This window comes from Pseudomonas sp. SD17-1, assembly GCF_029201585.1.
Lineage (GTDB): Bacteria > Pseudomonadota > Gammaproteobacteria > Pseudomonadales > Pseudomonadaceae > Aquipseudomonas > Aquipseudomonas palmensis.
Window position 1 is genome coordinate 5332278 of sequence record NZ_CP104044.1, and the last position, 21543, is coordinate 5353820.

Here is a 21543-nt window from a genome sequence, read left to right on the forward strand (position 1 = left end):
CCCTCAGGCCGCATCGCGCCGGGCGCCGTTGCGATAGTTGTCCACAGCCTCGATCAGCGCCTGCAAAATCGCCGCGCTGTCGCCGATGACCGCCAGGTCGGCACGCTTGATCATGTCGCAGCCGGGGTCCAGGTTGATCGCCACCACCTTGTCGCAGGCACCGATGCCCTGCAGATGCTGGATCGCCCCGGAGATACCCACAGCCACATACACCCGCGCCGTGACCCAGGTACCGGTGGCCCCCACCTGGCGATTGCGCGGCATGAAGCCATCGTCCACCGCCACCCGCGAGGCCCCTTCGGTGGCCCCCAGCGCGGCGGTGGCCCTGTGGAAAAGTGCCCAGTCCTTGACCCCGTTGCCGCCCGACAGGATGAATTCGGCCTCCGCCATGGCGATGGTGGCCGGGTCCACCGGCACCGGGCCGAGGTCTTCGATACGCGCCAGGCTGCGCGCCGCGCCTGTGGACAACTCCACCGGCAGGGCTTCATGGCGGGTTTCGCTGACCGGCTCGGCACATTCGGCCGCCGCCAGGATCAGGCGCGCCAGCCCGCGTACCAGGTCCTGCTGGCCAGCCCCGGCGCGCCCGCTGCACAGTCCGTCCTTGACCTGCCACACCCGCGTGGCCGGGCGCTCGCCCAGCGCCGCGGCAAGGCGCCGGCCCAGCTCGCCGCCACCGCTGCGGCTGTCGGGCAGCAGCCAGTGGCGCGGGTTGAACTGGTTATCCACAGCCCGCAGGCCTTGCACCCGCTGCTCCGGTGCATAACCTGCGAACGCGTCACCGTCGATCTGCAGCAGGCGGTCGACGCCGAACGTGCCGAAGGCGGTTTCCTTGTGCTCGCCAAACACCACTGCCAGCACCGCGCCGTCGCTGCCGGCCAGGCCGTGGGCCAGCCCGAGCACATCCCGGTCGTGGCTGCTCAGGCGCCCGCCGACCATGTCCGGCACCACCACGATGTAGAACGCCGGCAACGGCACCTGATGCAGCGGCACCAGCACCTCGGCGGCGGCGCTGCGCTTGCTCGTAGCGCCCTGGCTGGCGCCGCTGCGATCGATGCGCTTGATCCCATTGGGGCCGATGAAACCCACCGCATGCGGGTTCTTGCGCAGCACGCCATTGGGCCCCATCCACTGCGTCTGTTGGGCCTGCATGGCTGCGTGCAGCGGGTGCAGGCGGTTGCGTGCAATCCACTCGGCACGCGGGTCACGCCGGATGATGTCGCTCATGGGTCCACCTGCGCAGGTTCTGGTTGGCTTGCTACCGGCGTGCTGGCAACCGTCGCTTCACGCAGCGCGTCGGCCACCAGCTCGGCCAGGTCCTTGATCTGCGGGCGTGGTTCGACCACGCCTTCGAGCATCGCGGTGCACTGCGGGCAGCCCACGGCCACCACCTCGGCGACGGTCTCGCGGATGTCCTGCATGCGCATGTCGGGAATGCGCTGCTTGCCCGGAATGTCGGTGATCGGCGCACCGCCGCCGCCGCCGCAGCAACGCGAGCGAAAGCCGGAGCGCGCCATCTCGCGCACCTCGATGCCCAGCGCGCGCAGCACCTGGCGCGGCGCCTCGTACTCGCCGTTGTAGCGGCCCAGGTAGCACGGGTCGTGATAGGTCACGCTGGCGCCCTTGTGCGGCGCCAGGTCAAGGCGGCCGGCGGCGATCAACTCGGCGATGAAGCTGCTGTGATGCTGCACCTGGTAGTGCCCGCCCAGCGCGCCGTATTCGTTCTTCAGTACATGGAAGCTGTGCGGGTCGCAGGTGACGATGCGCGTGAAGCGGTACTGCGCCAGGGTCCGGATATTGCGCCGGGCCAGTTGCTGGAAGGTGGCCTCGTCGCCCAGCCGGCGGGCCACGTCACCGCTGTCGCGTTCCTCCAGGCCAAGCACGGCAAAGCCTACATTGGCCGCCCTGAGCACCTTGACGAAGGCGCGCAGGGTGCGCTGGTTGCGCATGTCGAAGGCGCCGTCACCCACCCACAACAGCACGTCGGTGCCGTGCACCTCGCCCAGCACCTCGAGGTCGAGGTCGGCGGCCCAGTTCATGCGCCCGCCCGGGGCGAAGCCGCCGGGGTTGTCGGTGGCGATCAGGTTGTCCAGCACCTCGGCGCCCTTGTTCGGCGTGGCGCCTTTTTCCAGGGTCAGGTGGCGACGCATGTCGACGATCGCATCCACGTGCTCGATCATCATCGGGCACTCTTCCACGCACGCCCGACAAGTGGTGCACGACCATAGCGTGTCGGCATCCACCAGGCCGTCGACGATCGGCTGGTGCGGGTTGCCGCCGTGTTCGCCGAGCGGTTTGCCGGGGTACGGGCTGCCGGCAAACTTCGCATCGGTGCCACCCGCCAGGCCCACCACCATGTCCTGGATGAGTTTTTTCGGGTTCAGTGGCTGGCCGGCGGCGAACGCCGGGCACGCGGCCTCGCATTTGCCGCATTGCACGCAGGCGTCGAAGCCAAGCAACTGGTTCCAGGTGAAGTCCCTGGGTTTTTCCACACCCAGCGGTGCGCTCGGGTCTTGCAGATCCAGCGGCTTGAGCCCGGTGGAGCGTCCGCCGCCGAAGCGTTCGGCGCGCCGGTGCCAGGCCAGGTGCAGGGCACCGGCGAAGGCGTGCTTCATCGGCCCGCCCCAGGTCATGCCGAAGAACAGCTCGCTCACACCCCACAGCACGCCCAGCCCGAGCAAGGCCACCAGCACCCAGCCACCGGTACCTTCGGGCAGGATGCCGGCTACCGGCAGAGTGGCGATGAAGAAGCTGGCGGAAAACACCAGCAGGCTTTTCGGCAGGCGCATCCAGGGGCCTCTGGACAGGCGCGCGGGCGGGTTCAGCCGGCGCCTGTAGACGAACAGCGCACCGCCGAACATCAAGGCGGTGGCCACCAGCAGGGCGTAGCCGAGGAGGCGGTTGTGCAGGCCGAAACCGTGCACCAGGATCGCCAGTACGGCGGCCAGCACGAAGCCGCCGGCGGTGGCGACGTGGGTGTTGGCCATGTACCTGTCGCGGGCAACCACGTGGTGCAGGTCGACCATGTACCGGCGTGGCATGGCCAGCAGGCCCTTGAGCAGCTCGACCCGCGATGGCCGGCCTTGGCGCCACATCCGCACGCGCCGCAGCGCGCCGAGCACGGCCAGGCCGAGGGCAGCGAACAGCAGCAGGGGTAGCAGGGTGTTCAACATGGGAAGCTCCCACACTCGATATGATCGGTTGCACACACTGTGGGAGCGGGCTTGACCCGCGATGGCGGCACGCCTGACACACCGCAGTGCTTGCATCGCGGGTCAAGCCCGCTCCCACAAAAAGCCCGAGCGACCGGGACAATCGGTTCACAGAGCGATCAGAAATCCTTGCACAGGCGCAAGGCGTCGTAGATCGCCGCATGGGTGTTGCGCTGCGCCACGCAATCGCCGATCCGGTACAGCAGGTACCCCTCCCCCGGCTGGCTCAATATCGGCTGCGGCTCAATCGCGAACAGCGCCTCTACATCGATCTGGCCCTTGTTGCGCGAGCCCTCCTTGAGTGCGTAGTACAGGGTCTCGTCGGGGCGCACACCGTTCTCGATCACCACCTGGTCGACCACCCGCTCCTCCCGTGCCCCGGTGTATTCGTTCTCCAGCACTGCCACCAGCTTGTCGCCCTCGCGGTAGACCTTCTCCAGCATCAGGTCGCCGGTCATGATCACTTCCTTGGGGTACATGCTGCGGTAGTAGGTGGGGAACGAGGTGCCGCCAATCGCCACTCCCGGCTTGATGTCGTCGGTGACGATCTCCACCTGGCTGCCCTTGTCGGCCAGAAAATCCGCCACCGACATGCCGGTGAATTCGCAGATGGTGTCGTACACCAGCGCGGTCTTGCCCGGCGCCACCGTGCCGTCGAGCACGTCCCAGCTGCTGACCACCAGGCCCTCGGCCGCGCCCCAGTGCTCGTTCTGCTCGATGAACGGGTGCCCGCCCACCGCCAGCACCACCACGTCGGGGCGCAGGTCCATGAGGGTGTCGACATCCGCCGCCGTACCCAGGCGCAGGTCGACCTTCAGCCGCGCCAGCTCCAGCTGGTACCAGCGCGTGATGCCGGCGATCTGGTCGCGTTGCGGAGCCTTGGCGGCGATGCTGATCTGCCCGCCGATCGCCTCCTTCTTCTCGAACAGGGTCACGTCATGCCCGCGCTCGGCCGCCACCCGCGCCGCCTCCATGCCGGCCGGGCCGGCACCGACCACCACCACCTTGCGTCTGGGGCCGGTGGATTTCTCGATGATGTGCGGCACGCCCATGTATTCCCGCGAAGTGGCGGCGTTCTGGATGCACAGCACGTCCAGGCCCTGGTACTGGCGGTCGATGCAGTAGTTGGCGCCCACGCACTGCTTGATCTGGTCGATCTGGCCCATCTTGATCTTGGCGATCAGGTGCGGGTCGGCGATGTGCGCGCGAGTCATGCCGACCATGTCCACGTAGCCGCCCTCCAGAATGCGCGTGGCCTGGTTGGGGTCCTTGATGTTCTGCGCGTGCATCACCGGCACGCTCACCACCTCCTTGATGCCCGCCGCCAGGTGCAGGAACGGCTCGGGCGGGAAGCTCATGTTGGGGATCACGTTGGCCAGGGTGTTGTGGGTGTCGCAGCCCGAGCCGATCACGCCGAAGAAGTCCAGCATGCCGGTGGCGTCGTAGTACCTGGCGATCTCCTTCATGTCCTCGTGGCTGAGGCCGTCGGGGTGGAACTCGTCACCGCAGATGCGCATGCCCACGCAGAAGTCGGGGCCGACTTCCTCGCGCACCGCCTTGAGCACTTCCAGGCCGAAGCGCATGCGGTTCTCGAAGCTGCCGCCCCATTCATCGGTGCGCTTGTTGACCCGCGGGCTCCAGAACTGGTCGATCATGTGCTGGTGCACTGCCGACAGTTCCACCCCGTCCAGCCCGCCTTCCTTGGCGCGGCGCGCGGCCTGCGCGTAGTTGCCGATCACGCGCCAGATCTCCTCCGGCTCGATGGTCTTGCAGGTGGCGCGGTGCACCGGTTCGCGGATGCCCGAGGGCGACATCAGGGTCGGCCAGTGATAGCCGTCCCAGCGCGAGCGCCGGCCCATGTGGGTAATCTGGATCATGATCTTGGCGCCGTGCTTGTGCATGGCGTCGGCCAGGTTCTGGAAGTGCGGGATGATGCGGTCGGTGGCCAGGTTGACCGAGGCCCACCACTGCTGCGGGCTGTCGATGGCCACTACCGACGAACCGCCGCAGATGGCCAGACCGATGCCGCCCTTGGCCTTCTCTTCGTAGTACTTCACGTAGCGCTCGGTGGTCATGCCGCCGTCGGTGGCGTACACCTCGGCGTGTGCGGTGCTCAGTACCCGGTTGCGGATGGTCAGCTTGCCGATCTGCAGCGGCTGGAACATTGCTTCGAAAGCCATGGCGGGTTCCTCGACTTACAGGGGCTTGACGATGAACAGGCCGTCGTCGTGGCCGTGTTCCGAACCGCCGTAGACCTGCTCGGCGACCGTGCGAAGGGGGCTGCCGCGGGCCGCCAGGATCTGGTCCATGGCGCCGGCGAACCAGCCGGTGAACATGTAGTCGACCTTGCGCCCGACCTTGCCGTACACATAGACGAAGGCCGAGTGTTCGAGCCTGACGCTGGCGGTACCCCTGTCGAGGTCGATGGCCTGGATCGTGAACAGCCCCCAGCCGCGTTGCGACAGGCGCTTCATGTAGTGCTCGAACACCGCCACGCCCTGCAGGCCGTGGCATTCGGCCTCCTTCTCGCACCAGTGCCAGGCCGACTTGTAGCCGGCCTTGTACAGAATCTCGGCGTAGGCGTCGGCGCCCAGCACCTCTTCGATGCCCATGTGGTTGTTGACGAAGAAATGTCGCGGCACGTACAGCATCGGCAGCGCGTCGCTGGTCCACACACCGGTTTCGCTGTCGACTTCGATGGGCAATTGCGGGGCGATCTTGGCCATGGAAACTGAACTCCATAAAAGAAAAAGGATGCGGCTGGGTGAGGCGTGGGGTTACTCGCCCCAGACGTCTTTCAGGACATTGACCCAGTTCTCGCCCATGATCTTGCGCACCACCCGCTCGGGGTGGCCGCGCTTGAGCAGGGTTTCGGTGAGGTTGGGAAATTCGCCCACGGTGCGGATGCCCAGCGGGTTGATGATCTTGCCGAAGCTGGTGAGGCGGCGCGCATAGCCCTTGTCGTGGGTCAGGTACTCGAAGAAGTCCTGGCCGTGGCCCTGGGTGAAGTCGGTGCCGATGCCGATGGCGTCTTCACCCACCAGGTTCATGGTGTATTCGATGGCCTCGGCGTAGTCGTCGATGGTCGCGTCAATACCCTTGGCCAGAAACGGCGCGAACATGGTCACGCCGACAAAGCCGCCATGGTCGGCGATGAACTTCAATTCGGCATCGGACTTGTTGCGCGGGTGCTCCTTGAGCCCGGAGGGCAGGCAGTGGGAATAGCACACCGGCTTTTTCGATTCGAGGATGACTTCCTCGCTGGTTCGGGAGCCGACGTGGGACAGGTCGCACATGACCCCCACGCGATTCATCTCGGCGACGATTTCGCGACCGAAGCCGGACAACCCGCCGTCGCGCTCATAGCAGCCGGTACCCACCAGGTTCTGGGTGTTGTAGCACATCTGCACGATGCCCACGCCCAGCTGCTTGAAGATCTCCACGTAGCCGAGCTGGTCCTCGAAGGCATGGGCGTTCTGGAAGCCGAAGAGGATGCCGGTCTTGCCCTGCTCCTTGGCCTTGCGGATGTCGGCGGTAGTGCGTACCGGCAGTACCAGGTCGCTGTTTTCGCGAATCAGCTTCTGGCTGGCGACGATGCTGTTGATGGTGGCCTGAAAGCCCTCCCACACCGAGACAGTGCAGTTGGCGGCAGTGAGGCCGCCCTTGCGCATGTCCTCGAACAGCTCGCGGTTCCACTTGGCGATGATCAGCCCGTCGATAACGATGCTGTCTGCGTGCAATTCGGCCGGGCTCATCAGGCTGTCCCCTTGTATGACGTTGCGGCGCCGAATCGTCTGCCGGCGCTTTGGGGCCAGCATATGCCTAGGCGCCAGGTCGCCAGGATGCAAAAACGACAGGGGAATTGCCGAAAACGTCAAGGTGCGACAAAGGGCCCGGGCGGCACCCGTCGGGAAGGTGCCGAACAGTGCCGACCATTGCCCGCTCGCCATGCTGTTCTTTGCTACGGTGCTTTGCGAGAATCGCGGATCCTTTACGCGCACCCTGGTGGGAGACTCTGTAGATGAAATCGCTGGTATGGCTTGTGCTTGCGGCTGTGGCGCTGGGCGCACAGGCCGAGGAAAGTGACGCTCCCACCCCGTGCGACAACGTCGAGACGGCCCAGCAGAACTACGCCTGCGCCGCCTACAGCCGTACGGTTGCCGAACGCGAGCTGAACGCCGCCTTCGGCGACCTGCTCGAACGCATCAAGGAACAGTATGCCGGCCAGGGTGCGAAGATCACCGAACTGAGCAGCCGCCTGAACGCCGCCCAGAACCTGTGGAAGCAAGTACGCGACGCCGACTGCAAGGTCGAGACCTTCGACAGCACACCGGGCAAGGAGTACGACGCCGCACTGAACACCTGCCTGGCGCAACGCAGCGACGACCGCTCCGAATACCTGCAGTCCCTTGGCCTGCAAAACTCCGATTGAGGCAACCCATGAAAATCTGCGGCATCGAAATCAAGGGCAGCGAAGCCCTGCTGGCCGTGGCCAGCCTGGACGCCGGCCAGCCCGTGCACGTTGGCGTGGCCACCAAGAAGATCGGCCTGGAGGATGACGAGGATGCCGCCCAGGTAAAGGCATTCGCCGCACAGGTCAGAGCCTTTGTCAGCGAGCATGGCATCGGGCAACTGGCGATCAAGAAGCGCAGCAAGAAAGGCGACTTTGCCGGCGGCCCGACCACCTTCAAGATCGAGGGCGTGCTGCAGTTGCTGGACAACTGCACGGTGGAGCTGGTGTCGCCGCAGACCGTCAGCGCCCAGGCCAAGAAGCACAATCTCGAGCTGCCGGGAACGCTGAACAAGTATCAGCATGAGGCCTACAAGAGCGCCTGTGCGGCGCTGCTCAAGCGCGGCTGAGGGCGCCTGCGCACGTCACTGATCTAGCCAAAAACGACCTGTTCATAGGTATGCCGGCCATGCCCCTTGTCGCCACCGCGCAGCGCTCCCAGAATCGGGGCACCCTTCGCCTCGAACAAGGACAACCGCCATGATGCACGCCGATTTGATCGATCAGGACGACCTGCTGGGCCAACTGCGCGCCCTGGGCTTCGAGATGCCTGCCGGCGCCAGCGCCGAACAGGCCTGCGAATGTGCGGTACGCGGCTTGAGCGCAGAACGCGCCCGGGCCCTGCGCGGCCTGGTGGAGCAGTTGTACACCGGCAGCGCGACGATCCTCCCGGCGGTGCGCCAGGCGATCGACAAGCAGTTGCTGCCGGCGCTGGCGAACCACAAAAGCCTTCACGGTTGACCTCATCGCGGGCCAAGCCCGCTCCCACAGGCGCTTCACTGCCCTTCAGAGCAGCGATGTACCGGTGGGAGCGGGCTTGACCCGCGATGCGGTCGGCCTGGTCTACAGCCTCACACTGGCAAACGTCGACTCATTGCGCGCCTGACTCAGCGCCGACATCGGCCCGGCCAGCGGCGACAGCACCAGCGCCTGCGGCAGCGGCATCATCGCCACCTGCTGGGCCGTGTTCGAGCCTACCCGCTCATCACGCGGCGGTATCCCGAAGTATTCCCGGTAGCACTTGGAAAAGTGCGGCGTGGACACGAACCCGCACACCGATGCCACCTCGATGATCGACATCGGCGTCTGCTTGAGCAACTGCCGCGCACGAATCAGCCGCAGCTTCAGGTAATAGCGCGACGGCGAACAATGCAGGTACTTCTGGAACAACCGCTCCAGCTGGCGCCGCGACACCGCCACGTACACCGCCAGTTCGTCCAGGTCGATCGGCTCTTCGAGGTTGGCCTCCATCAGCGCCACGATTTCCTGCAGCTTGGGCTGGTTGGTACCGAGCATGTGCTTGAGCGGCACGCGCTGGTGGTCCTGCTCGTTGCGGATACGCTCGTACACGAACATCTCCGAGATCGCCGCCGACAGCTCGCGGCCATGATCGCGGCTGATCAGGTGCAGCATCATGTCCAGCGGCGCGGTGCCGCCCGAGCTGGTGAAGCGGTTGCGGTCCAGGGTAAACAGGCGCGTGCTCATGCTCACCCGCGGGAAGGCCTCCTGCATCGCGGCCAGGCACTCCCAGTGCACGCTGCAATCGAAGCCATCGAGCAGCCCCGCACAGGCCAGCGCCCAGCTGCCGGTACACACCGCCCCCAGCCGACGCGACTGGCGGGCCTGGCTCTGCAGCCAGGTCACGTGTTCACGGGTCACGGTGCGCTGGATGCCGATGCCGCCACACACGATCACGGTGTCCATCGCCGGCGCCGCATGCATCGCCGAATCAGGAGTGATCTGCAGGCCGTCGCTGGCCCACACCTGACCGCCATCCACGCTCAGTGTGCTCCAGCGATACAGCTCGCGACCCGACAACTGGTTGGCCATGCGCAGCGGCTCGACCGCGGAGGCCAGGGAGATCAGCGTGAAGTTGTCCAGCAGCAGGAAACCGATGGATTGGGGGGTGCGGTTCTGGTTTGGGGTTGCGGAGTTGTACGACGTCATCGCGATCTCTCCTCACACAATGCAGGGTGTGCCTCAGGCTCGGGCTTTTTGTCATGGCCCCGGTTCGATTGCAGGGGCTTTGCCAAACCCAACGCAAATGCCATGCCCAAACTTGAATACGCATTCAACAACACCTGAAAACGACATCGCGATGTGTCTAGTTCGCCCACGCCCGCAGGGTCGCTTTTAAACGCAAAAGGCCGGGCCAAAGCCTGTCTGTAGTCCCGTTGTGAAATTGGGTAGCACTTGTGGGAAGGATGCCCAGAAACGACAACGCGCGGTGTCACCGCGCGTGCTGGAAGGGGTGGCCTGGCCAGTGAATCGCCATCGGCCGGGGTGCGTCAAAACGCAGCGCTCGCTCAAGGTAGTGGACCAAAACGGCGCAGCCACGCCTCAGCATTCGATGGCGTTCACCGCCAGGCCGCCGCGAGAGGTTTCCTTGTACTTGTCGTGCATGTCGGCGCCGGTGTCGCGCATGGTGCGGATCACCCGGTCGAGGGAGATGAAGTGCTCGCCGTCACCGCGCAAGGCCATCTGCGCGGCGTTGATCGCCTTGACCGCGGCAATCGCGTTGCGCTCGATGCATGGCACCTGCACCAGCCCGCCAACCGGATCGCAGGTCAGCCCCAGGTTGTGTTCCAGGCCGATCTCGGCGGCGTTCTCAAGTTGCGCCGGGGTGGCCCCGAGCACTTCGGCCAGGCCCGCCGCCGCCATTGCGCAGGCCGAGCCGACCTCGCCCTGGCAGCCGACTTCGGCGCCGGAGATCGACGCGTTCTTCTTGCACAGGATGCCCACCGCCGCCGCGCCCAGAAAGAAGTCCACCACGCTGGCTTCGCTGACCTCGTCGCTGAAGCGCATGTAGTAGTGCAGCACCGCCGGGATGATGCCTGCCGCGCCGTTGGTGGGGGCGGTGACCATGCGCCCGCCTGCGGCGTTTTCCTCGTTGACCGCCAGCGCATACAGGTTGACCCACTCCATGGCACTGAGGGTGGAGCCGATCACGTTGGGCTTGCCCAGCTCCTGCAGGCTTCGGTGCAGGCGTGCCGCGCGGCGGCGCACATTGAGCCCGCCCGGCAGGATGCCCTCGTGGCGCAGGCCGTTTTCGACACAGGCCTGCATGGCCCGCCACAGGGTCATGAGCCCGGCACGGATTTCAGCCTCGCTGCGCCACACCTTTTCGTTCTCCAGCATCAGTTGCGACACGCGCAGGTCGTGCTGCCGGCACAAATCCAGCAGTTCCACGGCACTGTTGAAGTCGTAGGGCAGCACGGTGGTGTCGGCGTCCAGCACACCGCTGGCCGCCTGCGCCGCGTCCACCACGAAGCCGCCGCCCACCGAGTAGTAGGTATCGCGGTGCAGCTCGCCCTGCTCGCCCTCGGCGATCAGGGTCAGGGCGTTGGGGTGGTACGGCAGGTTCTCGTCCAGCAGGCGCATGTCGCGGGCCCAGACGAAGCCGACCGGCCAGCGTCCGTCCAGCAGCAGGCTGTCGGTTTCGCGCAGCGTGGCGATGCGCGGGGCGATCTGCGCCGGGTCGATGGCGTCCGGCCATTCGCCCATCAGGCCCATGATCACCGCGTTGTCACTGCCGTGACCGATGCCGGTGGCCGACAGCGAGCCGTACAGGCGCACCTCGATACGCCGCACCCGGGACAGCAGGTTGCGCTCGCGCAGCCCCTGCACGAACAGCGCCGCGGCGCGCATCGGGCCGACGGTGTGCGAGCTTGAAGGGCCGACACCGATCTTGAACAGGTCGAACACACTGATGGCCATGCCGCGTACCTCTGGCTGCTACGCTGAAAAGGCGGCAATCCGCCGGTTTCGCGCATCATCAGGCTTTTGTCAGCGACCACGACGTCTGCAACCGACGCGCTCTTGTCCAGCAGCGCCGCCCGTTGCCAGGGCAGGACCTGCGCCGTTTTTTTGCGGTGCACATGCGCCAGAACCGCGTTTTTCGAGGCCGACGACACTGTAAGCGACCTCATTGGCACTGGATGCGACCCTGCCTGTACTGGATACGACGCACCCGGTAGGCGTTTGATTTTCGCTGTTAGATGATCGGTACCGACTCGATTGCACGGCCCCTGTCCCGTGGGACATCCGAAAAAAACCAGGAGTCCACCATGAAAGGTTCACCCCCGCTGTTGCTGGCCGCGCTGCTGAGCCTGCCGGCGCTGGCCCAGGCCGTGGAGCCCGAGCAGTGCCACACCGTCAACTTCTCCGACGTCGGCTGGACCGACATCACCGTGACCACTGCAGTCACCAGTGCGGTGCTCCAAGCGCTCGGCTACAAGACCCGCACCACCATGATCTCGGTACCGGTGACCTACAAGTCGCTGGCCGACGGCAAGAACATGGACGTGTTCCTCGGCAACTGGATGCCGACCATGGAAAACGACATCAAGCCGTACCGCGATGCCGGCACCGTCGAGACCGTGCGTGCCAACCTGGAGAATGCCAAGTACACCCTGGCCGTGCCCCAGGCGCTGTATGACAAGGGCCTGAAGAACTTCGCCGACATCGCGAAATTCAAGAAGGAGCTGGACGGCAAGATCTACGGCATCGAGCCGGGCAACGACGGCAACCGCACCATCCAGAGCATGATCGACAAGAATGCCTTCGGCTTGAAGGACGCCGGCTTCAAGGTGGTGGAGTCGAGCGAGGCCGGCATGCTCGCGCAAGTCGACCGTGCCCAGCGCCGTGGCACCGACGTGGTATTCCTCGGCTGGGAACCGCACCCGATGAACACGCGCTTCAAGATGAAATACCTCGAAGGCGGCGACGACTTCTTCGGCCCCGACTACGGCAAGGCCACCGTGCTCACCAACACGCGCAAGGGCTACAGCCAGGAGTGCAGCAACGTCGGCCAGTTGCTCAAGAACCTCTCCTTCACCCTGGACATGGAAAGCACCCTGATGGGCAAGGTGCTCGACGACAAGGTCAAGCCCGACGCCGCCGCCAAGGCCTGGCTCAAGCAGAACCCGCAGGTGCTCGACACCTGGCTGGCCGGCGTGACCACCGTGGATGGCAAACCGGGCCTGGAGGCGGCCAAGGCCAAGCTGACGCAGTAAGCACGCCCCGCGCCGGGGGGCGATTGCCCGGCGCGGGTTGTTTCCAATCCCTTGCAGGTGGACGCTCGCTATCATGCTGATCGATCAAAAAATACCCCTGGGCCAGCACATCGCGGCCTTCGTCGAGTGGTTGACGCAACACGGCGCCAACTACTTCGACGCCTTCGCCGAGGCGCTGGAGTTCATGATTCACGGGGTGACCGGGGCGCTGACCTGGTTCAACCCATTCATCCTGATTGCCCTGGTGGCCCTGATCGCTCACCTGATCCAGCGCAAATGGGCGCTCACCGTATTCTGCGCGCTGTCGTTCCTGCTGATTCTCAACCTCGGCTACTGGCAGGAAACCATGGAAACCCTGGCCCAGGTGCTGTTCGCCACCTTCGTGTGCGTGGCCATCGGCGTGCCGCTGGGCATCCTGGCGGCGCACAAGCCGATGTTCTACACCGCCATGCGCCCGGTACTCGACCTGATGCAGACGGTGCCCACGTTCGTGTACCTGATCCCGACCCTGACCCTGTTCGGCCTGGGCGTGGTGCCGGGGCTGATCTCGACGGTGGTGTTCGCGATTGCCGCGCCCATCCGCCTGACCTACCTGGGCATCCGCGACGTGCCGCAGGAACTGCTGGATGCCGGCAAGGCGTTCGGCTGCTCGCGGCGCCAGCTGCTCTCGCGCATCGAGCTGCCGCATGCCATGCCCAGCATCGCGGCGGGGGTCACCCAGTGCATCATGCTGTCGCTGTCGATGGTGGTGATCGCCGCGCTGGTGGGCGCCGACGGTCTGGGCAAACCGGTGGTCAACGCACTCAACACCGCCGATATCGCGCTGGGCTTCGAGGCGGGGCTGGCGATCGTGCTGCTGGCGATCATGCTCGACCGTATCTGCAAGCAACCGGACGCACCGGCAAGGAGTGAAGCATGAGCATCATTCGCTTCGAAGAGGTCGACGTGATCTTCTCGCGCCACCCGCGTGAGGCGCTCAGCCTGCTGGACCAGGGCCTCACGCGTGAACAGATCCTGAAGAAGACCGGCCTGGTGGTCGGCGTCGAGAAAGCCAGCCTGGACATCAACAAGGGCGAGATCTGCGTGCTGATGGGCCTGTCGGGTTCAGGCAAGTCGAGCCTGCTGCGCTGCATCAACGGCCTGAACACGGTGAGCCGCGGCAAGCTGTTCGTCGAGCATGAAGGCGCACAGATCGACATTGCCCACTGCACCCCGGCCGAGCTGAAGATGATGCGCACCCAGCGTATCGCCATGGTGTTCCAGAAGTTCGCCCTGATGCCCTGGCTGACGGTACGCGAGAACATCAGTTTCGGCCTGGAGATGCAGGGCCGGCCCGAGAAGGAGCGGCGCAAGCTGGTGGACGAGAAGCTCGAGCTGGTGGGCCTGACCCAGTGGCGCAACAAGAAGCCCGACGAGCTGTCGGGCGGCATGCAGCAGCGCGTGGGCCTGGCCCGGGCGCTGGCGATGGACGCCGACATCCTGCTGATGGACGAACCGTTCTCGGCGCTCGACCCGCTGATCCGCCAGGGCCTGCAGGACGAGCTGCTTGAGCTGCAACGCAAGCTGGCCAAGACCATCGTGTTCGTCAGCCATGACCTGGACGAGGCCCTAAAGCTCGGCAGCCGCATCGCGATCATGAAGGACGGGCGCATCATCCAGTACAGCAAGCCCGAGGAGATCGTGCTCAACCCGGCGGACGAGTATGTGCGTACCTTTGTCGCGCATACCAACCCGCTCAACGTGCTGTGCGGGCGCAGCCTGATGCGCACGCTGGACAAGTGCAAGCGCATCAACGGTTCGGTATGCCTGGACCCGGGTGGTGATTCTTGGCTGGACCTGGCCGAGGGCAACACCATCAGGGGCGCGCGCCAGGGCGTCAACGGCATGGCCTTGCAGAACTGGGCGCCCGGCGAGGCGGTGGAGGGGCTGGAGCGCAAGCCGACGCTGGTGAATGCCAATATCGGTATGCGCGAGGCGTTGCAGATTCGGTATCAGACGGGGAACAAGCTGGTGTTGCAGGAAGGGAATCAGGTGGTGGGGATATTGGGCGACAGCGAGTTGTATCACGCGTTGTTGGGCAAGAATCTGGGGTGACCTCACGGGCCTCTTCGCTGGCAAGCCAGCTTCCACAGGGGTTTTGCGGGCGCTGGCCTTGCCGGCGAACGGGCCCACATAGCCCCTACAAAAAAAGGCCCTGCCGTCACCGGCAGGGCCCTTCTTCATTCAGCTATCTGCCATCAGCTGTACACACGCCCCAGCAACTGGCGATGACTCTCGAACTGATCCAGCACGTCGCGGGTGATCTGCTCGACGGTAAAGCCCATCAGGTCGTACTCCTGGCTGCCGTTGTGCAGGTACACCTCGGCCCGGTAGTAACGCTGGCGCACGTCGCCTTCACCCTGCGCCGGCGCTTCGCTCGGCGCCGCCAGGTAGCCGTCCAGGCTCACTTCGTAGACGAACGGGTTGCCCTCCTCCATCTCGATGCGCAAGCCCATCGCCTCGCGCGACTGGCCGACGCGGCTCTGCACCTGCAGGCCCATGCCCTGCAACTGCACCGCCGCCTCTTTCAGCGCCGGGCTCACCTGCTTGTCCATGAAGCGCTGCACCATCGCCTGGGTCGGCTGCAGGTCCAGCTGGGTGAGGCGCTCGCTGAAGCCGCGACGGCCACGCGCCGCCAGTTCGGCCTGCTCCTGCTCGACCTGGGTGTCCTGCTTCATGGCCTTGAACAGGCCGAACATGAACACCACCAGCACCACCGAGAACGGCAGCCCGGCCAGTACCACCATGGTCTGCATGGCCTGGAAGTTGCCCACCAGCAACAGCCCGATGGTCACCAGGGTGATGATCGCCGACCACAGGATACGCAGCCAGTGCGGCGCATCCTCGTCCACGTCGCCGCCCTTGCACGACAGGTTGGCCATCATCACCGCGCCCGAGTCAGCCGGGGTGAGGAACAGCACGAAGCCGACGAACACCGCCACACCAACCACGATCTTGGCCGCCGGGAAGTGCTCCAGCAGCTGGTAGATCGACATCGCCGGTTGTTCCACCGCCGTGCGCCCAAGCTCCACCGCACCGTGGTTGATCACCAGGTCCAGCGCGGTGTTGCCGAAGATCGACAGCCACGCCAGGGTAAAGCCCAGCGGAATCAGCAGCACGCCGGCCACCAGTTCGCGCACGGTGCGGCCACGGGAGATACGCGCGATGAACATGCCCACGAACGGGGCCCAGGAAATCCACCAGGCCCAGTAGAACAGGGTCCACAGGCCCAGCCAGCCTTCGGACCTGGCGTTGTTGCCTTCGTACACGTACAGGTCGAAGGTCTTGAGGATCACGCCGTTGAGGTAGTCGCCGATGTTCTGCACGAACCCGTTGAGCAGGTGCAGGGTGTCACCGAACAACAGCACGAACAGCAGCAAGCCGCTGAACAGCAGGATGTTCAGGTTGGACAGGCGGCGAATGCCGTTCTCCACGCCCGACACCGCCGCGATCGTGGCCACGGTGCTCATCACCAGGATCACCATCAGCAGGTTGGTGTTGCTGTGCTGCATGCCGAACAGGTACTCCAGGCCCGAGGACACCTGCATCGCACCGATGCCCAGGTTTGTCACCAGGCCCAGCAGGGTCACGAACATGCCGAAGATGTCCACGGTGTGTCCGGCAGCCCCCTTGACCCAGCGCTCACCCACCAGCGGGTACAGCGCCGAACGCAAGGCCAGTGGCTGGTTGTGGCGATAGGCGAAGTAGGCCACGGCCAGGCCCACCAGCGCATAGATCGCCCAGCCGTGCAGGCCCCAGTGCAGGAAGGTCAGCTGCATGCCCTGGCGTGCGGCCTCCAGGCTGGCCGGCGCACCGGCAGGCGGGTTGAAGTAGTGGTCCAGCGGTTCGGACGCGCCAAAGTACAGCAGCGAGATACCGATACCGGAGGAGAACAGCATGCCGGCCCAGGCACCGTAGCTGAAGTCGGGCTTGTCGTCCTTGCCGCCAAGCTTGAGCTTGCCGTAGGAGGAAAACGCCAGCCCGATGACGAACAGCAGGTAGCCGCCGATCACCAGCATGTAGTACCAGCCGAAGCTGCGCGACAGCCAGGCTTGGGCCTGGCCGAGAATTTGACCGGCCGTGTCCGGGGCGGCGATCAGCAAGGCAGTCAACAACAGGATCAGCAGCGCCGTGGTGTAGAACACCACGCTGTTGACCCGGACCCTCTCGGCAGGGGTCTTTATCAGGGAGGCAGAACTCATTGCACAGATGCTCCAGGCAGTGCGAGAGAAAACACGAAACGACCCGTCACCCGCGCAATTGGTGCAATAGCCCCACTGCGTCAGGTGTTATAAAAGCACCTTGAAAAACCGTGATCCCAAACCGATTGCGTTGAAAAAAACAGAAAAAGGGTCCCGATCCGAGGGCCCGCCGAACGGTGCGACACCGCTGGGCAATTCTGATCAACGTTTCGTTTAAACCCGTGCACGCCTTGCATTACGGGGGTTACACGTCTTTTTAGGGTGCCAATCGGCGTCAGTGACGGGCCACAAAAACCTGTCAATGGCGCGAATTGTCGCAGAGCTTATTCTTTGTTGATTGAACGTTCAATCAAAACAAAATAGACTGGTCTTCGCCGAGTCAGCCGCCTGTCGTCTGCCCGAAGGCCTGAGGAGATTTGCCAGATGCCCAAGGTCGGTATGCAACCCATTCGCCGCCAGCAGTTGATCGAAGCCACGTTGATGGCGGTAGACCAGGTCGGCATGGGGGACGCCAGCATTGCGCTGATCGCCCGTTTGGCCGGTGTGTCGAACGGCATCATCAGTCACTACTTCCAGGACAAGAACGGCCTGATCGCAGCGACCATGCGGTACTTGATGAACGTGCTGATCGACAACGTCGCGGCACGTCGCCAGGCGCTCACGGAGGACACCCCGCGCGCCCACCTGAAGGTGATCGTCGAGGGCAACTTCGACGCCAGTCAGGTCAACGGCCCGGCAATGAAAACCTGGTTGGCCTTCTGGGCCGCCAGCATGCACCAGCCGTCTTTGCACCGGTTGCAGCGGATCAACGATCACCGCTTGTATTCCAACCTGTGCTGCCAGTTCCGCCGTGTGTTGCCGCTGCCCGAAGCCCGCAGCGCGGCCCGAGGGCTGGCTGCCCTGATCGACGGGCTGTGGCTGCGCGGCGCGCTGTCGGGAGATGCCTTCGATACCGACCAGGCGCAGCAGATCGCTTACGAATACATGGATTCACAACTGGCTAAACAGAGCAGCCCGGCTCTACAGGACCCGGCCTCTGAACCACTGCGCGTCGCGAGTGCCAAACAAGCAGGAGCACAGCGCGGATAGCCGACACACACTGCACTTGCGAGGACACTATGGCCCGTTTCGAAACGCAAAAACTCTACATTGACGGTGGTTATGTCGACGCTTCCAGCGGCGCCACCTTCGACGCCATCAACCCGGCCAACGGCGAAGTCCTCGCCCAGGTGCAACGTGCCAACCAGGCCGACGTGGAGCGCGCAGTGGAAAGCGCCGAGCGCGGCCAGAAAGTCTGGGCGGCCATGACCGCCATGCAGCGTTCGCGCATCCTGCGCCGCGCCGTCGACATCCTGCGCGAGCGCAACGACGAGCTGGCTGCACTGGAAACCCTGGACACCGGCAAGTCCTACTCCGAAACCCGCTACGTCGACATCGTCACCGGTGCCGACGTGCTCGAATACTACGCAGGCCTGGTGCCGGCCATCGAAGGCGAGCAGATCCCGCTGCGCGACAGCTCGTTCGTGTACACCCGTCGCGAGCCGCTGGGCGTGACCGTGGGTATCGGCGCCTGGAACTACCCGATCCAGATCGCCCTGTGGAAATCCGCCCCGGCCCTGGCCGCCGGCAACGCGATGATCTTCAAGCCCTCGGAAGTCACCTCGCTGACCACCCTGAAACTGGCCGAGATCTACACCGAGGCCGGCCTGCCGGACGGCGTGTTCAACGTACTGACCGGCAGCGGCCGCGACGTCGGCACCTACCTCACCGAACACCCGCGCATCGAGAAGGTCTCGTTCACCGGCGGCACCGCCACCGGCAAGAAGGTCATGGCCAGCGCCTCGAGCTCCTCGCTCAAGGAAGTCACCATGGAGCTGGGCGGCAAGTCGCCGCTGATCATCTGTGAAGACGCCGACCTGGACCGCGCCGCCGACATCGCGATGATGGCCAACTTCTACAGCTCGGGCCAGGTGTGCACCAACGGCACCCGCGTGTTCATCCCGGCCTCGCTCAAAGCCGCCTTCGAAGCCAAGATCGCCGAGCGCGTGGCGCGCATCCGCATCGGCAACCCGCAGGACGAGAACACCAACTTCGGCCCGCTGGTCAGCTTCGCCCACATGGAAAGCGTGCTGGGCTACATCGCCAAGGGCAAGCAAGAAGGTGCCCGCGTACTGTGTGGCGGCGAGCGCCTGACCGACGGCGAGTTCGCCAAGGGCGCCTTCGTGGCCCCGACCGTCTTCACCGACTGCCGTGACGACATGACCATCGTCAAGGAAGAGATCTTCGGCCCGGTGATGAGCATCCTCTCCTACGAGACCGAAGAAGAAGTCATCCGTCGCGCCAACGACACCGACTACGGCCTGGCCGCCGGTGTCTGCACCAACGACATCAGCCGCGCGCACCGCATCATCCATCAGCTGGAAGCGGGCATCTGCTGGATCAACGCCTGGGGCGAATCGCCGGCCGAGATGCCGGTCGGTGGCTACAAGCAATCCGGTGTCGGCCGTGAAAACGGTGTCAGCTCGCTGGCCCAGTACACGCGGATCAAGTCGGTACAGGTCGAGCTGGGCAACTACGCCTCGGTGTTCTAAGCACCCGTGTAGCCGCGCCCGGGCCGCCAGGTCCGGGCGCCTCCCCCGCTCCCCTGCTCACTGCCTATGAGGGTACGCAACATGTCCCACGTTTTTGACTACATCATCGTCGGGGCCGGCTCGGCCGGTAACACCCTGGCGACCCGCCTGACCGAAGACGAAGGCGTCACCGTATTGCTGCTGGAAGCCGGCGGCCCGGACTACCGCTTCGACTTCCGCACCCAGATGCCGGCTGCACTGGCCTTCCCGCTGCAGGGCCGACGCTACAACTGGGCCTACGAGACCGACCCGGAGCCGCACATGGACGGCCGCCGCATGGAATGTGGCCGCGGCAAGGGCCTGGGCGGCTCCTCGCTGATCAACGGCATGTGCTACATCCGCGGCAACGCCATGGACTACGACGGCTGGGCCAAGCTGCCAGGCCTGGAAGACTGGTCGTACCTGGACTGCCTGCCGTATTTCCGCAAGGCCGAAACCCGTGACATCGGCCCCAACGACTACCATGGCGGCGAAGGCCCGGTGAGCGTCACCACGCCAAAAGCCGGCAACAACCCACTGTTCCACGCCATGGTCGAAGCCGGCGTGCAGGCCGGTTACCCGCGCACCGAAGACCTGAACGGCTATCAGCAGGAAGGCTTCGGCCCGATGGACCGCACCGTGACGCCCAAGGGCCGTCGCGCCAGCACCGCCCGCGGCTACCTGGACACCGCCAAAAAACGCTCGACCCTGACCATCGTCACCCATGCCCTGAGCGACCGCGTGCTGTTCGAAGGCAAGCGCGCCGTGGGCGTGACCTACCTGGTGGGCGCCAGCGAAGAGCGCGTCGAAGCCCGTGCCCGCAAGGAAGTCATCGTGTGCAGCGGCGCCATCGCCTCACCACAGTTGCTGCAGCGCTCCGGCGTGGGCCCGGCGGCCCTGCTCGAAAGCCTGAACATTCCGGTAGTGCACGACCTGCCGGGCGTGGGCGAGAACCTGCAGGATCACCTCGAACTGTACCTGCAGTACGCCTGCACCCAGCCGGTGTCGCTGTACCCGTCGCTGCTCTGGTACAACCAGCCGGCCATCGGTGCACAGTGGCTGTTCGCGGGCACCGGCATCGGCGCCAGCAACCAGTTCGAGGCCGGCGGCTTCATCCGCTCGCGCCCGGAATTCGAATGGCCGAACATCCAGTACCACTTCCTGCCGGTGGCGATCAATTACAACGGCAGCAACGGCGTGCAGGAACACGGCTTCCAGGCGCACATGGGCTCGATGCGCTCGCCTAGCCGCGGGCGTATCCAGCTCAAGTCCAAGGACCCGCGCCAGCACCCGAGCATCCTGTTCAACTACATGGCCACCGAGCAGGACTGGCAGGAGTTCCGTGACGGTATCCGCCTGACCCGCGAGATCATGGCGCAGCCGGCGCTGGACGCCTACCGTGGCCGCGAGATCAGCCCCGGTGCCGACGTGCAGACCGACGAGCAGCTGGACACATTCATCCGCGAGCACGCCGAGACCGCGTTCCACCCATCGTGCTCGTGCAAGATGGGCATCGACGAGATGGCGGTGGTCGACGGCCAGGGCCGCGTGCATGGCATGCAGGGCCTGCGCGTGGTGGATGCCTCGATCATGCCGATCATCACCACCGGCAACCTGAACGCGCCGACGATCATGATGGCCGAGAAGATCGCCGACAAGATCCGTGGCCGCCAGCCATTGCCGCGCAGCACGGCCAAGTACTATGTGGCCAATGGTGCACCGGTGAAGGGCAAGCCGATGCGTGAGGTGCCGCAGGCTTAAGACCCTGCTACCCCCATCGCGGGTCAAGCCCGCTCCCACAGAGACCAATGTGATCCTTGTGGGAGCGGGCTTGACCCGCGATGGGGGCGGTACATTCACAGTAGATCAAGCACCCCTGCGGTGCTTTTTTTGTGCCCGCGATAATCGCTTTACAGCCCGCCAACCTCACAGGTTAGAATCCTTGGCACGCGACCTGCT

At 65.0% G+C, this 21543-nt stretch carries 17 protein-coding genes; 9 read left to right on the forward strand and 8 right to left on the reverse strand.

Translation table 11 applies throughout. The features are described 5' to 3' along the window. Nucleotides 1–3 precede the first annotated feature (3 nt). The 5 genes from N0B28_RS24410 to N0B28_RS24430 all read right to left on the reverse strand — a co-directional run bounded on the left by N0B28_RS24410 (nt 4) and on the right by N0B28_RS24430 (nt 6964). Nucleotides 4–1224 (reverse strand): electron transfer flavoprotein subunit alpha/FixB family protein, encoded by a 1221-nt coding sequence (locus tag N0B28_RS24410; RefSeq protein ID WP_054916006.1) that lies wholly within the window; start codon nt 1222–1224, stop codon nt 4–6. Next, a complete protein-coding gene (gene dgcB, locus N0B28_RS24415; RefSeq protein WP_275729345.1) occupies nt 1221–3170 on the reverse strand; it encodes a dimethylglycine demethylation protein DgcB in 1950 nt (649 codons plus the stop codon). Before dgcB ends, N0B28_RS24410 begins: the two co-directional genes overlap by 4 nt. Nucleotides 3171–3328: 158 nt before the next feature. Beyond that, on the reverse strand, nt 3329–5389 hold the full coding sequence (gene dgcA / locus N0B28_RS24420; protein ID WP_043860357.1) for a dimethylglycine demethylation protein DgcA: 2061 nt from the start codon (nt 5387–5389) through the stop codon (nt 3329–3331). A 15-nt stretch (nt 5390–5404) separates the two neighbouring features. Then, nucleotides 5405–5935, reverse strand: coding sequence for a 4-vinyl reductase (locus N0B28_RS24425; RefSeq protein WP_100634823.1), 531 nt, complete (start codon nt 5933–5935; stop codon nt 5405–5407). Nucleotides 5936–5986: 51 nt separating this feature from the next. Beyond that, nucleotides 5987–6964 (reverse strand): dipeptidase, encoded by a 978-nt coding sequence (locus N0B28_RS24430; protein ID WP_043860376.1) that lies wholly within the window; start codon nt 6962–6964, stop codon nt 5987–5989. 266 nt (nt 6965–7230) lie between these two features. Between N0B28_RS24430 and N0B28_RS24435 the strand changes: the two genes are divergently transcribed. The 3 genes from N0B28_RS24435 to N0B28_RS24445 all read left to right on the forward strand — a co-directional run bounded on the left by N0B28_RS24435 (nt 7231) and on the right by N0B28_RS24445 (nt 8460). Then, nucleotides 7231–7641, forward strand: a complete 411-nt coding sequence (locus N0B28_RS24435) for a lysozyme inhibitor LprI family protein (RefSeq protein ID WP_043860359.1) — start codon at nt 7231–7233, stop codon at nt 7639–7641. Between the two features lie 8 nt (nt 7642–7649). After that, on the forward strand, nt 7650–8069 hold the full coding sequence (locus N0B28_RS24440) for a DUF3010 family protein (RefSeq protein ID WP_043860360.1): 420 nt from the start codon (nt 7650–7652) through the stop codon (nt 8067–8069). A gap of 130 nt (nt 8070–8199) precedes the next feature. Continuing rightward, entirely contained in the window at nt 8200–8460 is a 261-nt protein-coding gene (locus N0B28_RS24445) for a hypothetical protein (RefSeq protein ID WP_043860361.1), read from the forward strand. Between the two features lie 102 nt (nt 8461–8562). Here the strand turns inward: N0B28_RS24445 and N0B28_RS24450 are convergent, their stop codons facing one another. Beyond that, nucleotides 8563–9666, reverse strand: coding sequence for a GlxA family transcriptional regulator (locus N0B28_RS24450; RefSeq protein WP_043860362.1), 1104 nt, complete (start codon nt 9664–9666; stop codon nt 8563–8565). A 393-nt stretch (nt 9667–10059) separates the two neighbouring features. Further along, on the reverse strand, nt 10060–11436 hold the full coding sequence (locus tag N0B28_RS24455; protein ID WP_275729352.1) for an L-serine ammonia-lyase: 1377 nt from the start codon (nt 11434–11436) through the stop codon (nt 10060–10062). 350 nt (nt 11437–11786) lie between these two features. Between N0B28_RS24455 and N0B28_RS24460 the strand changes: the two genes are divergently transcribed. The 3 genes from N0B28_RS24460 to choV all read left to right on the forward strand — a co-directional run bounded on the left by N0B28_RS24460 (nt 11787) and on the right by choV (nt 14828). Then, the gene (locus N0B28_RS24460) at nt 11787–12734 is read left to right on the forward strand and encodes a choline ABC transporter substrate-binding protein (RefSeq protein ID WP_043860364.1); all 948 of its coding nucleotides are present in this window, start codon (nt 11787–11789) and stop codon (nt 12732–12734) included. Between the two features lie 70 nt (nt 12735–12804). Continuing rightward, nucleotides 12805–13653, forward strand: a complete 849-nt coding sequence (gene choW, locus N0B28_RS24465) for a choline ABC transporter permease subunit (RefSeq protein ID WP_275732114.1) — start codon at nt 12805–12807, stop codon at nt 13651–13653. Then, nucleotides 13650–14828, forward strand: a complete 1179-nt coding sequence (choV, locus tag N0B28_RS24470; RefSeq protein WP_043860366.1) for a choline ABC transporter ATP-binding protein — start codon at nt 13650–13652, stop codon at nt 14826–14828. Before choW ends, choV begins: the two co-directional genes overlap by 4 nt. 143 nt (nt 14829–14971) lie before the next feature. On the opposite strand, the gene N0B28_RS24475 is transcribed toward choV, so the two are convergent. Next, complete coding sequence (locus tag N0B28_RS24475) at nt 14972–16918, reverse strand: BCCT family transporter (RefSeq protein WP_229589013.1); 1947 nt, start codon at nt 16916–16918, stop codon at nt 14972–14974. A gap of 480 nt (nt 16919–17398) precedes the next feature. On the opposite strand from N0B28_RS24475, the gene betI reads away from it, so the two are divergent. The 3 genes from betI (at nt 17399) to betA (ending at nt 21345) form a co-directional block, all read left to right on the forward strand. Next, complete coding sequence (gene betI, locus N0B28_RS24480; protein ID WP_043860369.1) at nt 17399–18064, forward strand: transcriptional regulator BetI; 666 nt, start codon at nt 17399–17401, stop codon at nt 18062–18064. Nucleotides 18065–18093: 29 nt separating this feature from the next. Beyond that, a complete protein-coding gene (betB, locus tag N0B28_RS24485) occupies nt 18094–19566 on the forward strand; it encodes a betaine-aldehyde dehydrogenase (RefSeq protein WP_043860370.1) in 1473 nt (490 codons plus the stop codon). A gap of 81 nt (nt 19567–19647) precedes the next feature. Then, the gene (gene betA / locus N0B28_RS24490) at nt 19648–21345 is read left to right on the forward strand and encodes a choline dehydrogenase (protein ID WP_043860371.1); all 1698 of its coding nucleotides are present in this window, start codon (nt 19648–19650) and stop codon (nt 21343–21345) included. Nucleotides 21346–21543: the final 198 nt, after the last annotated feature.